8 protein-coding genes are annotated in these 13,208 nt (G+C 71.8%); all 8 read left to right on the top strand.

Annotation, left to right across the window (positions count from 1 at the left end; translation table 11 throughout):
• The 8 genes from egtC (at position 1) to ACQP2T_RS12370 (ending at position 13,116) form a co-directional block, all read left to right on the top strand.
• Positions 1-702: an ergothioneine biosynthesis protein EgtC gene (gene egtC / locus ACQP2T_RS12335; RefSeq protein ID WP_433516271.1), complete on the top strand. Its 702-nt coding sequence runs from the start codon at positions 1-3 to the stop codon at positions 700-702.
• A gap of 18 nt (positions 703-720) precedes the next feature.
• Positions 721-1,689 carry an L-histidine N(alpha)-methyltransferase gene (gene egtD, locus ACQP2T_RS12340; protein ID WP_433516272.1) on the top strand — a complete coding sequence of 323 codons (969 nt, stop codon included), beginning with the start codon at positions 721-723 and terminating at the stop codon, positions 1,687-1,689.
• Between the two features lie 171 nt (positions 1,690-1,860).
• On the top strand, positions 1,861-3,645 hold the full coding sequence (locus ACQP2T_RS12345; protein ID WP_433516273.1) for a cellulase family glycosylhydrolase: 1,785 nt from the start codon (positions 1,861-1,863) through the stop codon (positions 3,643-3,645).
• 58 nt (positions 3,646-3,703) lie between these two features.
• Positions 3,704-4,786 carry a cellulose binding domain-containing protein gene (locus tag ACQP2T_RS12350; RefSeq protein WP_433516274.1) on the top strand — a complete coding sequence of 361 codons (1,083 nt, stop codon included), beginning with the start codon at positions 3,704-3,706 and terminating at the stop codon, positions 4,784-4,786.
• A gap of 64 nt (positions 4,787-4,850) precedes the next feature.
• Positions 4,851-6,371, top strand: coding sequence for a TIGR02677 family protein (locus tag ACQP2T_RS12355; RefSeq protein ID WP_433516275.1), 1,521 nt, complete (start codon positions 4,851-4,853; stop codon positions 6,369-6,371).
• Between the two features lie 78 nt (positions 6,372-6,449).
• Complete coding sequence (locus tag ACQP2T_RS12360) at positions 6,450-7,592, top strand: TIGR02678 family protein (RefSeq protein WP_433516276.1); 1,143 nt, start codon at positions 6,450-6,452, stop codon at positions 7,590-7,592.
• Positions 7,592-11,722 carry a TIGR02680 family protein gene (locus ACQP2T_RS12365; RefSeq protein WP_433516277.1) on the top strand — a complete coding sequence of 1,377 codons (4,131 nt, stop codon included), beginning with the start codon at positions 7,592-7,594 and terminating at the stop codon, positions 11,720-11,722. Before ACQP2T_RS12360 ends, ACQP2T_RS12365 begins: the two co-directional genes overlap by 1 nt.
• The gene (locus tag ACQP2T_RS12370) at positions 11,719-13,116 is read left to right on the top strand and encodes a TIGR02679 family protein (RefSeq protein WP_433516278.1); all 1,398 of its coding nucleotides are present in this window, start codon (positions 11,719-11,721) and stop codon (positions 13,114-13,116) included. Before ACQP2T_RS12365 ends, ACQP2T_RS12370 begins: the two co-directional genes overlap by 4 nt.
• Positions 13,117-13,208: the final 92 nt, after the last annotated feature.

Genomic DNA, 13,208 nt, shown 5'->3' on the forward strand with positions numbered 1-13,208 from the left:
GTGTGCAGGCACGTGGCCTGGCTGGGCGCCGCCCGCTCGCTCGCCTCGCTCATTCACGAGCCGGAACACGGCCTGTTGAAGCAGTCGTACGCGCCGCGGCGGCAGCGGTACGGCACGATCAACGCCGACGGCTACGGCATGGGCTGGTATGAATCGGGGCGCTCTGTGCGGTATCGCCGTTCCGTGCCCATGTGGGCGGACGCCAACCTGCCCGGACTCGCCCGGATCGCCCGCTCGACCTGCCTGCTGGCGGCCGTACGCTCGGCCACCGTCGGCATGCCGATCGAGGAGAGCGCCACCGCGCCGTTCACCGACGGGCGGTGGCTGCTCAGCCACAACGGGCGCGTCGAGCGGGACGCGGTCAGGGACCTGGCCGACAGTGCCGAAAGCACGTGCGACGCGGCCTGGGTCGCCGCCGCGGTGTTCCAGCGCGGGCACACCGGGCTGGGCCTGGGCGAGGCGCTCAGCGAGGTGGTCGTTCGCGCCGGGGAGAAGGACCCCGGCGCTCGCCTGAACCTGCTCGCCTGCGACGGCGCGTCGATCGCCGCGACCGTCTGGGGCGACACCCTCTTCCATCACCGACTCCACGACGGCGTGCTGGTGGCCAGCGAGCCGCTCGACGATCTGCCCGGATGGCAGGTCGTACCCGAGCGCAGCCTGCTCACCGTCACCCGCGACGACGTACGCGTCCAGCCGTTGTAATCCACTTCAGGAGGCATCGTGCCTGTCAGCCAGTCGACCGTGCAGGTGATCAACTATCTTGACCGCGACTATCTGCGCCAGGCGCTCGAACATGATGTCAGGGCCGGGCTGACAGCCGTGCCCAAGTGGCTGCCGCCCAAGTGGTTCTACGACGCCGCGGGCAGCGAGTTGTTCTCCCGCATCACCCGGTTGCCCGAGTATTACCCGACCCGGCGCGAGCTGGCCATCCTGCGTGCGCGGGCTGCGGACCTGGCCGCCGCCAGCGGCGCAGACACGCTGGTCGAGCTGGGCTCGGGCACCAGCGAGAAGACCGTCCTGCTGCTGGAGGCGCTCGCCGCGCGCGTCTATACGCCGGTGGACGTGGACGCGGTCACCCTCACGGAGGCGGCGCACCGGCTGGCCGGGCGCTTCCCCGGGCTGCGGGTGAAGGCGGTGTGCGCCGACTTCGAGCGCCATCTGGCGCTGCTGCCGCGTACCGGAAGGCGGATGGTGGCCTTCCTCGGCGGCACGATCGGCAACCTCGAACCGGCCGCCCGCGAGCTGTTCATGAAGGACCTGCGGGCCACGCTCCAGCCCGGGGACACGTTCCTGCTGGGGGCGGACCTGGTCAAGGACACCGAGCGACTGGTGGCGGCCTACGACGACCCGGCCGGGGTGACGGCCGCCTTCAACCGGAACGTGCTGCGGGTGATCAACCGGGAGCTGGAGGCGGACTTCGACCCGGAGGCGTTCGAGCACGTGGCGCTGTACGACGAGCGGCAGGAGTGGATCGAGATGCGGCTGAGGGCGAGCCGCGACATGCGGGTGCGGGTCGGCGGGCTGGGACTGGTCACCGACTTCGCGGAGGGGGAGGAGATACGGACGGAGATCAGCGCGAAGTTCCGGCCGGAGGGGCTTTGGGCGGAGCTCGTGGGGGCGGGCTTCAAGGTGCGCCGTCGCTACACGGACCCGGCCGGGGACTTCACCCTGGTCCTGGCCGAGGTGTGAGTGCTGGGACACTTCTGACGCCGACCCTGCTGAAAGTTTCAGCAGGGTTCTCGGTCTTGTCCAAGGTCGGGATGGGTGCCGGCTTTCCGGCGCTGAGGCGCTCTTGCGAGGCGAACCGGGGCGGGCAGATCGTTGGGAGCGCTCCCAATCCCCCGTCGCGGAGGACCCCTCATGCCATTACGCCGGAACCTGTGGCGCAGAGCATTGACGGCCGCAGCCGCCGTACTGCTGGCCGCATTCGGGCTCGCCACCGTCCAGAGCACGGCCGACGCCGCCGCGTCATGTTCGGCCACCTATACCAAGAGCTGGGACAGCGGCAGCGGGTTCGGCGCCAACATCACGGTGACCAACACCGGCGACCCGTTGACCACCTGGGCACTGAGCTTCGACTTCCCTGACAATCAGGTGATCACCCAGATGTGGGAAGGCGTACCCACCCCGGCGACACCCACCCCCGCGGGCGCGGTCATCACCATCAAGCCGCTCTCCTACAACGCCAGTAAAGCCACCGGGGCAACCTGGACCGTCGGCTTCAACGGCACCTACACCGGGGGCGTCAACAACAACCCGCCCAGCGTCTCCTGCACCGGCAACGGTGGCGGCGGGACGCAGCAGGCTCTGGTGGCCTCCGCCACCAGCGTGAGCGTGCCCGAGGGCGGGACCGGCGGCTTCACGGTCCGCCTGCAGTCCCAGCCGACCGGCAACGTGACGGTCACCAGTACGGCGGGCACCGGTGACACCAACATCACCGTGACCGGCGGAGCCTCCCTGACCTTCACCCCGGCCAACTGGAACACCCCGCAGACGGTGACGTTGAGCGCCTCGGAGGACAGCGACACCGCGAACGGCACCCGGCCGATCACCGTGGCATCCAGCGGCCTGACGTCGGTGACGGTGAACGCCACCGAGGCCGACAACGACGGCGGCACCGGAGGCGCGGCACCCGCGCTGCACGTCTCGGGGAACCGGCTGGTCACCGCCGCCGGCGCCACCTACCGTCTGCTGGGCGTCAACCGGGCCAGCGGCGAGTTCGCCTGCGTACAGGGCAAGGGCATGTGGGACAGCGGCCCGGTGGATCAGGCCTCGGTCGACGCGATGAAGGCGTGGAACATCCGCACGGTCCGGATCCCGCTGAACGAGGAGTGCTGGAACGGCACCAACGGCACCCCCAGCGGCGCCATGTACCAGCAGAACGTCAAAACCTATGTGAACCTGCTGGTCGCCAACGGCATCACGCCGATCGTGGAGATGCACTGGAACTACGGCCAGTACACCGGTCAGGGCGCCGGTTGCGCCGACACCACGGCGACCTGCCAGAAGCCGATGCCCGACGCCCAGTACGCCCCGACGTTCTGGACCGGCGTCGCCAACGCCTTCAAGGGCAACAACGCGGTCGTCTTCGACCTGTTCAACGAGCCCTACCCGGACGCGGCCGCGAACTGGGACGCGACCGCCGGCTGGAAGTGCTGGCGTGACGGCGGCACCTGCACCGGCATCGGCTACCAGGTGGCCGGCATGCAGTCGCTGGTCAACACGGTGCGCGCCACCGGTGCCACCAATGTGATCATGCTCGGCGGGCTGGCCTGGTCCAACGACCTGAGCCAGTGGCTGACGTACAAGCCGACCGATCCGACCGGCAACCTGATGGCCGCCTGGCACACCTACAACTTCAACACCTGCTCCAACACCGCCTGCTGGAACAGCCAGGTCGGCGCCGTCGCGGCCCAGGTGCCGTTGCAGGCCGGTGAGATCGGCCAGAACTCCTGCGCGCACGACTACATCGACCAGGTGATGAGCTGGGCCGACGCGCACGGCGTCGGGTACACGGCCTGGACCTGGAACCCGTGGGGCTGCAGCCAGGGCAACGTGCTCATCACGGACTACAACGGCACGCCCACCAGCACGTACGGCGAGGGCTTCAAGGCACACCTGCTCACCCAGAACCCACTCTCATAGCCCCCTCTCGGCCGGGTCCGTCAGCCGACGGGCCCGGCCGCGCTACCTGGAGCCAGCCATGCGTCGCAGATCCAGCCTGTACGCCGTCCTCGTCGCACTCCTACTGGCTTTCGGTGTTGTCGCCCTGCCCGCGCTGTCGGCGACGGCCCCCGTCCGCGTCGCCCTGCCCGCGCTGTCGGCCCCCGTCCGCGTTATGCCGCTCGGCGACTCCATCACCGCCGGCCCCGGCTGCTGGCGCGCCATGCTCTGGCACCACTTACAGACAGCCGGATATACGAACATCGACTTTGTCGGCAGCGTCCCCGACGGCGGCTGCAACTACGGCTACTCCTACGACGGCGACAACGAGGGCCACGGCGGCTACGCCGCGACCGGCATCGCCGACCAGAACCAACTGCCACCGTGGCTGGCCGCGGCCAAGCCCGACATCGTCCTCATGCACCTGGGCACCAACGACATGTGGGGTGGCTTCATCCCCACCAGCACCGTCCTCGCCGCATACACCAAGCTGGTCGGCCAGATGAGGGCCAACAACCCCAACATGAAGATCATCGTGGCCCAGATCATCCCCATGAACCCGTCCAGTTGCCCCACCTGCGCGGCCAGTGTGGTGGCACTCGACAACGCGATCCCGGGCTGGGCCGCCGGCCTCACGACCGCAGAGTCGCCCATCGTCGTCGCCGACCTGTGGACCGGCTTCAACGCGGCCACCGACACCGGCGACGGAGTCCACCCCAACGACACCGGCTTCCAGAAGATGGCCGACCGCTGGTACCCGCCGCTCGCGCAGGCACTCGGCGGCGTGACCCCGCCGGTGACCCCTCCGCCCACCGACGCCCGGTGCGCCGCCACCTACAAGGTGATCTCCCAGTGGGGCGGCGCCTTCCAAGGCGAGGTCACTGTGAAGAACACCTCCTCAAGCGCCTCCACCGCCTGGACGACCACCTTCACCTTCGCCAATGGCCAGCAGATCAGTCAATCCTGGAACACCACACTCACCCAGAACGGAGCCGCCGTCACGGCACGCAACGCGAGCTACAACGGCAACCTGCCGGTCGGCGCGTCCACGACCTTCGGCTTCACCGCCACCTGGAACAACACCACCAACGCGCTGCCCCAGGTGAGCTGCTCACTCAGCTGAGAGAGACACGACCGACAGCGGAAATCCCCGTTTGACGCGGAGGACATGAGGGACACTTGACCTCATGTCCTCGTCGCCCCCAGAGCCACAGCCTTTCGCGCATCTGAGTGCGCCGAACGCCGCCCTCTACCGCGACGTGCTGCGGACGTTCGTCAGCGCCAAAGAGCGGTTCATCGTGCACCTGCGGCCCGAGGACGTGGCCGTCGAGCTGCGGCGCGACAGTGACGAGCAGCTGGCCGGCGCGCTGGACAAGCTCGTGGAGTGGGGCAATCTGCGTGCCGACGCCGACACCGGCCGGGTCACCACGGTCGAGGAGTTCCACCGTAAACGCCTGCTGTTCCAGCTCACCCCGGCCGGTCAGGCCGCCGAGCAGGCCATCGCCTTCTACGAGGAGGCGATCGGCCGGCGTGGCTCGCTGCAGTCGGTGGCGCTGGCCGACATAGCCGAGCAGTTGCGGTCGCTGGCCCTGCTCGCCGGGGAGGACGAGCCCGACCCCGCCAGGGTCCACCTGCTGTTGCTGTCGCTGGCCGAACGGTTCTCCTCGCTGGCCGACAACGCGCAGGCGTTCATGGCGTCACTGCGGCGGGCCATCGACTTCTCCGACGGTGACGTGGACGGGTTCGTCGCCTACAAGGAGCGGCTGATCGACTACATCAACCGGTTCATCGCCGACCTGGCCAATTCGGGGGCGCGCATCGCGGCGCTGCTCGTCGAGCTGGAGGGCAGCGGTCACGAGCGGCTGCTGGTGCTGGCCGCCCGGCGCGAGGCGGCCGACGCGGTGCCGGACGGCGAGGACCAGGGGCGGGCCCAGGAGAAGGCGCTCGGCTCGTGGCGGAACCGCTGGCGCGGGCTGACGGACTGGTTCGTCTCCCAGGACGCCGGTCACCCTTCGCAGGCCCGGCTGCTGCGGCAGGCGGCGGTGACCGCGATCAAGCAGCTCATCGACACGGTCGGGTTGCTCAACGAGCGGCGGGCGGGCCGCTCCGACCGTACGGCCGACTTCCGTACGCTGGCCCGCTGGTTCGCCGAAGCGCCCGACGAGGCGTCCATGCACCGGCTGTGGCGGGCGGCGTTCGGGCTGACCTCGGCCCGGCACCTCAGCGTCACCGCGTCCACGCTGGACGAATGGCAGGACGTCCCGGCCGCCACGCCCTGGGCGCAGGCGTCGCCGATCAGGATCTCGCCGCAGCTGCGCCGTACCGGCTCCTATGAGCGGCGGGGCAAACCGAACAAGGTGGCCGACCGTACTCGGGCCCGCCGGTTGCTGCTGGAGCAGGCCGAACGCGAGGCGGCCGAGACCGCCGCGGCGCGGGCGCGGCTGCGCACGGACGGTCCGGTGCTGCTGTCGGAGCTGGACGTGCTGGACCCGCGCGCGTTCCGGCTCTTCCTCGGCTTGCTGGGCGACGCGCTGGCCGCGCGGCACCCCGACGACCTCGAGGTGAAGACCGTGACGAGCGACGGCTCTCTCGAGGTACGGCTGGCGCTGGTCCCTGGCGGCGGCCAGGTCGAGATCCGTACCGACGACGGCGTCCTGGCCGGGCCGGAGCACGTCGTCGAGATCACCGACCTGATGGTGGCACCGTGACGCCGGACGTCGGGATCACCGACCTGATGGTGGCACCGTGACGCCGGACGTCGGGATCACCGACCTGATGGTGGCGCCGTGACGCCGGAGGAGGAGCGGGCCCAGCGGCGTACCGCGCTACGCGCCCTGCTGGCCGCCCCGCTGCTGCGCGATCCGGACAAGCTGGTGCTGGTCCGGCGCCATCTGAGCGAGCTGCGCGACTGGCTGACCCGTGAGACGGGCTGGCGGCTGGTCGTCGACTCCGAGAGCGCGCGGCTGTTCAAGACGGCGCCGGACCCGTCCGACGCCACCCATCCGGCGCGCGGCCGGGCCGGCGAACCGTACGGAAGACGGCGGTACGTGGTGCTCTGCCTGGCCCTCGCCATGCTCGAACGGGCCGACGCGCAGACCACGCTCGGCGGGCTCGCCGAAGAGGTGCTGAACGCGGCGGCGGAGCCGGAGCTGGACTTCGCCTTCACCCTGGACAGCCGCCAGGAGCGCGCCGACCTGGTGGCCGTGGTCCGCACGCTCATCGACTGGGGCGTGCTGCGCAAGGTCGCGGGCGACGAGGACGCCTACCTGTCGGCCACCGGCGACGTCCTGTACGACGTACGCAGGCCGGTGCTGGCCGCCCTGCTCACCGGCACCCGCGGCCCGTCCACGATCACCGCCGAGTCCTTCGGCGAGCGGATCGCGGAGCTGGCGGCCGAGCCGGTCGCCGACACCGACGACCTGCGCAACCAGGCGCTGCGCCGTCGTCTCACCCGGCGGCTCCTGGAGGATCCCGTCGTCTACTACACCGATCTGGACGAGGCTGAGCGCGCCTACCTGACCTCCCAACGGCACGCGATCACCCGCCGGATCGAGGAGGCCGCCGGTCTGGTCGCCGAGGTGCGGGCCGAGGGCATCGCGATGGCCGACCCGGACGACGAGCTGACCGACGTACGGATGCCCGAGCAGCGTACCGACGGCCATGTCGCGTTGCTGGTGGCCGAGCTGCTCGCCGCGCGCGGTGCGCAGAGCATGGAAGAGCTCAGAAGCTTCGTCCGGCAGGCCGCCCGCGAGCACACGTCCTTCTGGCGCAAGGGCGTGACCGAGCCGGGCGCCGAGGACGGCCTGCTGGCCACGGCCCTGGGCAAGCTGACCGCGCTGCGCCTGGCCGAAGTCCGCCACGACACCGTCGCCGGGCTGCCGGCGATTGCCCGCTACGCGCTCGACGCCCCTGTCGTCAAAGGAACGTGATGCTCCCCGAGCCCACCTCAGAGCGCTGGAAGCCGCTGCGCGCCGGCCTGGTCGACCTGTTCTACTACGACGTGGAGGAGTTCCACTTCCACGACGGGCGGTTGCTGCTGCGCGGCAACAACGGCACGGGCAAGTCCAAGGTGCTGGCCCTGACGCTGCCCTTCCTGCTGGACGGCGAATTGGCCCCGCATCGGGTCGAACCCGATGGTGACCGGCAGAAGCGGATGGAGTGGAATCTCCTGCTCGGCGGCAAGCACCCGCACGCCGAGCGGCTGGGCTACGCCTGGCTGGAGTTCGGCCGCCGCGCCGCCGACGGCACCCGCGAGTTCCGTACGATCGGCTGCGGGCTCAAGGCGGTCAAGGACCGTGGCATCGTCCGGCACTGGTTCTTCGTCACGCCCCAGCGGCCCGGCCTCGACCTGCACCTGCTGTCCGCCACCGGAGTGGTGCTGACCAGGGAGAAGCTGCGCGAGGCGGTCGAAGGTCAGGGCATGGTGTACGACCGGGCCGCCGACTACCGGCGGGCGGTGGACGAGGCGATGTTCGGCCTCGGCGAATACCGCTACGAAGCGCTGGTCAACCTGCTCATCCAGCTGCGCCAGCCCCAGCTGTCCAAGAAGCCGGACGAGAAGCTGCTGTCCAGGGCCCTCACCGAGGCGCTGCCGCCGCTCAGCCCCACCCTCATCGCCACCGTCGCCGAGGCCTTCCGGGGCCTCGACGAGGAGCGCGACGCCCTGCGCGGTCTGGAGGAGGCGCGCGCCGCCGCGTCCGCGTTCCTCACCCATTACCGCCGGTACGCCACTATCGCCGCCAAGCGCAAGGCGGCGGGCCCCCGCCTGGCGCACAGCCGGTACGAGCACCTGGGCCGCGACCTGGGCGAGGCGGAGACCCGGCAGGTCGCGGCGGAGACCAGGCTGGAGGAGCTCGACGACCTGCTCTCGGACCTGGCCACCCGCCAGAACCAACTGGAGGCCCGCCGCAACGCCCTCCAGGAGAGCCCGGAGATGCGCTCCGCGGAGCGGCTCAAGCAGGCGGGCGAGGAGGCTCGTCGGCTGGCCGAGCACGCGGGCCGCGCCGACCGCGATCGCGACCGTCTGACCGGGCAGGTAGACAAGATGCGCGGGCGGGCGGACACGACCCGGCTCAAGGCCGACCAGGCGGCGACCGGGCTGACGGCCGCCCAGGAGCGGACGGCGCGGGCGGCGCGTCAGGCCAGGTTGCCCAGCACGTCGCGTGGAGCCGGGTTGCCTGGCGAGCCACGCGGAGCCGGGTTGCCCGGCGAGTCGCGGGAAGCCGGGTTGCCCGGCGAGTCGCTGGACCGGTCGGCCGCCGAGACGCTCGCCACCCGGCAGGAGCACGCCGTGGCCGAGCTCGAACGGCTGCTCCACGCCGTCACTCAGGCCGAGGCCCGGCTGGCCGCGGCCCGCACGGAGGTGGACCGGCTGACGGGCGAGCTCCAGACGTCGGCCGTCCGCATCGCCGCCGCGGAAGAGGCCACGGCCACCAGGATCACCGAGCTGGTCCAGGCGTACACGCTCTACCTGGCCGGACTGACCGAGCTGCGGCTGGCGGACCCCGACGGCGTGCTCGCCGCGCTGGCCGACTGGGCGAACACCGCAGATGGCGCCAATCCGGCCGAAGCTGCCGTCAACGACGCCGTACGCGCCGCCACCGCCGCGCTCGGCCGTCGCGGCGCCGAGCTGGACGCGGCGCTGGTCGCGGCGCGCCGGCAGGCCCGGGAACTGGGGGAGGAGATCGTAAGGCTGGAAGCGGGCGGTCACGACGCCCCGCCCGCGCCGCACACCCGTGGCGCCGCCCGCGACGGCCGTCCTGGTGCGCCCCTGTGGCGGGCCGTGGACTTCGCCGACGCGGTGCCCGCCGAACATCGGGCCGGGTTGGAGGCCGCGCTGGAAGCGGCGGGCATCCTTGACGCCTGGCTGACCCCCGCCGGAACCCTCCTGGCCGAGGACGACACGACCATCGTGGCGGGGGCGCCGGTGTCCGGCCCGTCCTGCGCCGTCGTGCTGCGGCCCGCCGTGGACCGGGCCGACCCGGGGGCCGCCGCGCTGCCGGACACCGCTGTGGAGGCCGTACTGGCGGCGATCGGGCTGGGGCCGGGCGCGGCGACGTGGGTCGCGGTCGACGGACGGTGGGGCAACGGGGTGCTGGCCGGGTCCTGGCACAAGGTCAGCGCCGACTACATCGGTGAAGGCGCGCGAGAAGCGGCCCGGCGGGCCAGGCTGACCGCGCTCCGCGCCGAACTCGCCGAGGTTGACGGACAGATCACCGCGCTGGGCGACGAACTGGCCGCGCTGGCCGTACGCCAGGACCACCTGGCCGCCGAGCAGCGGGCGTTGCCACCGGACGCGGCCGTCCGCGAGGCGCACGTCAAGCTGGCGGCCGAGCACGAGCGGCGCGGCCAGCTGGCGGCCGAGCACGGCGCGGCCGAGCGGCTGGCGCAGGACCGGCAGGGCGAGCTGGGCGGCGCACGGGAACGGGCGGCGGAGTTCGCGGGCGACGTCGGCCTGCCCGTCGCCGCCGCGGAGCTGGCCGAGGTCAAGGCGGGCCTGGCCGCGTACCGGCTGGCGCTGGCCGAGCTCTGGCCCGCCGCGCGGGCGGCGCGGACGGCCGAGGAGGCCGCGCGGGAGGCCACCGACGACCTCGCGCAGGCCCGCGAATCGCTGACGGAGGCGGCCGTGGTGGCAGCCGAGGCGCGCGAACAGGAGCAGGCCGCCGCCGAGACCTACCGGGAGCTGACCGCGACGGCCGGCGCCGCCGTGGAAGAGCTGTTCCGCCGCCTCGAAGAGGTACGGCTCCAGCTGCGCGAACGGGCGAAACAGGAGCAGCAGGCCCGAACCGACCAGCAGCAGGCGCTGACGGAGCGGGGCCGGGCCGAGGCCACCAGCGCGAGCCTGCGCCGACAGATCAAGGAGGCGGCCGACACGCGCGACGACGAGGTACGCGAGTTTCGCGCGTTCGCGGCGACCGGGCTGATGCGGGTCGCGCTGCCCGAGCTCGACCTCCCCGATCCGGCCGCCGAATGGGCGGCCACCCCTGCCGTGCATCTGGCCAGGACCGTCAACGCCGCGCTTGAGAGCGTTGACGACGGCGAGGGTCCCTGGGACCGGGTGCAGAAGAAGGTCGCCGAAGAGCACAAACTGCTCTCCGACGCCATGGCCAGGCACGGTCACTCGGTCGGGCTGACCCTGCGCGAAGGCGTCATGGTGGTGGACGTGCACTTCCAGGGCCGTACCCGGGAGGTGCCCGGCCTGGTGGCGGCGCTCGGCGAGGAGACCGAGCACCGCGCCCGGCTGCTGTCGGCCAAGGAGCGCGAGATCCTGGAGAACCACCTGCTCAACGAGGTCGCCGGCACCCTGCAGGAGCTGATCACCGCGGCCGAGGCCGAGGTACGCGAGATGAACGCCGAGCTGGCCGCCCGCCCTACATCCACCGGAATGCGCTTGCGCCTGCTGTGGAAGCAGGCCAGGAACGCTCCGGAAGGGCTTGATCGGGTACGCGACAAACTCCGGCAGATCGTCGACGCCTGGTCGCTGGAGGATCGGGCGGCGGTCGGGGCGTTCCTGCAGGAGCGGATCGCCCGCGAGCACGCTGACAACCCGGCGGCGGGTTGGACCGAGGCGCTGACCAGAGCGTTGGACTATCGGACCTGGCATGAGTTCGCCATCCAGCGGCTCCAGGACGGGCAGTGGCGGCCCGCCACCGGGCCCGCGTCCGGTGGTGAGCGGGTGCTGGCGGCGTCTGTGCCGTTGTTCGCCGCCGCGTCGGCGCACTACAAATCGGCGGGCAACCCGTACACGCCGCGGTTGGTCGCGCTGGATGAGGCTTTTGCCGGGGTTGATGATGATTCACGGGCGAAGTGCCTGGGGCTGCTGGCCACGTTCGACATGGATGTGGTGATGACCAGCGAACGTGAGTGGGGTTGTTATCCGTCGGTGCCGGGGTTGGCGATCTGCCAGTTGACCAGGCGTGACGGGATCGATGCCGTCCTGGTGACGCCGTGGCGGTGGGATGGGCGCGAGCGGACACGGGCGGAGCGGCCCCAGGCCATGGCTGACGCTATCGATGCCGACGCTGGCTCCGCTGCCGCTGTACAGGACAGCCTGCTTTGACCGGCGAGGAGCGGTTGCGGCGGCTGTTGGGTGGTGAGGAGACCGCGTGGCTCGTCGAACGCGCCCGGCAGCGGCTCGAACGCGGTCGGCCGCTCACGGGCACGGTCACCCTCGGCACCGCCTCCGCGGCCCAACGCCGCGCGGCCGAACTGCTGCTCGGCCGCCGCGCGGGCACGGGCACCTCGCTGTCGGTCTCCCTGGAGGAGGTGGACCGGGTCCTGCGCGCCAGCGGCGCCGCCCCCGAAGGGCTCCATGAGGCAGTGGTACGGCTCCGCGGGCCCCTACGCGACCTGGCAGGAGAACGGGAGACTGCGGCGTCGGCCTGGCGCGAGGCGTTCGGGAACCTCGACGCCGCGACGGCCGCCCGCCCTGAGCTGGCCGGATGGCGGGCCTGGCTGGAGTCCACCGGCTTGGTCAGGCGGCTCGCCCCTGACCCGGTCCAAGCGCGGCACTTGCTCGACCAGCTCGCCCAGGTCGTGGCGCGACTGCCGTCGCCCGGCCTGCCCATCGGCCGCCTGGCCGCGCAGACCGCCGGTGACGCGCACGCCCTCGACGAGGGAAGGCCACTGGGGACACTGGCGCTGTCGGCGGCCAAGGCGCTCACCGGCCGGGCGTACCCCGGGGAAGGCGGCGCGGACGCCCGCCGCGCCGCGTGGGCGGCTGTCGGCGTGCACCTCGACGACCTGTCCTCGCTGGTGCTCTGCCTCGGCCTGCCAGGAGACGATCGGACGCCGACCGGGCGCATGCTGGCGGCGGCCCGTGCCGCAGGGGAGCCCTGCGTGTTGACCTTGCGCCAACTCCGCCGCCACGACGGACCCCTGGCCTCTGGGGCGGCGTCGCCATCGCCGCCGTTCACGACCGGTGCCGGGCTGGTGCGGATCTGTGAGAACCCCGTCGTGGTGGCGGCCGCCGCCGACGAACTGGGACCATCCTGCCCGCCGCTGGTCTGCGGTGGCGGCCGGCCGTCGGCGGCCGTCTGGCGGCTGCTCGACCTGCTGTCGGAGGGTGGCGGGCGGTTCGCGTACCACGGTGACTTCGATTGGGGTGGCGTCGCCATCGCCGCCGCCGTCCACGACCGGTACGGCTTCGAGCCCTGGCGCTTCGACACCGCCGCCTACGAGGCGGCGCTCTCCCAGATGGCGCTCTCGCCGGCAGAGCCTTCCCCAGCGGAGCCGTCCACGGCGGCGGGCTCTCCGGCAGCGGCCTTTCACATGGTGGCCTCTCCGGCGGCGGCCTCCCCGGCGGCGCTGACCGGACGGCCGTGTCCGACGTTGTGGGATCCCACCCTGGCGGAGGCGATGGAACGCCACGCGGTGCGCGTGGAGGAGGAACTCGTCCTACCCGTCCTGCTCAGCGATCTCTCGTCAGGTTCCAACGATCGAAGTACGAGGTGACGGACCTGTAATGGACTCAGTCCAGAAGGCCGAGATAGGGACCCGGCACTATTCCTCCATGAGCTGCCGGGTCGCCTCGGGCGCGCCGACGC

It is taken from the genome of Nonomuraea sp. CA-143628 (genome assembly GCF_050942315.1).
Taxonomy (GTDB): Bacteria; Actinomycetota; Actinomycetes; order Streptosporangiales; family Streptosporangiaceae; genus Nonomuraea.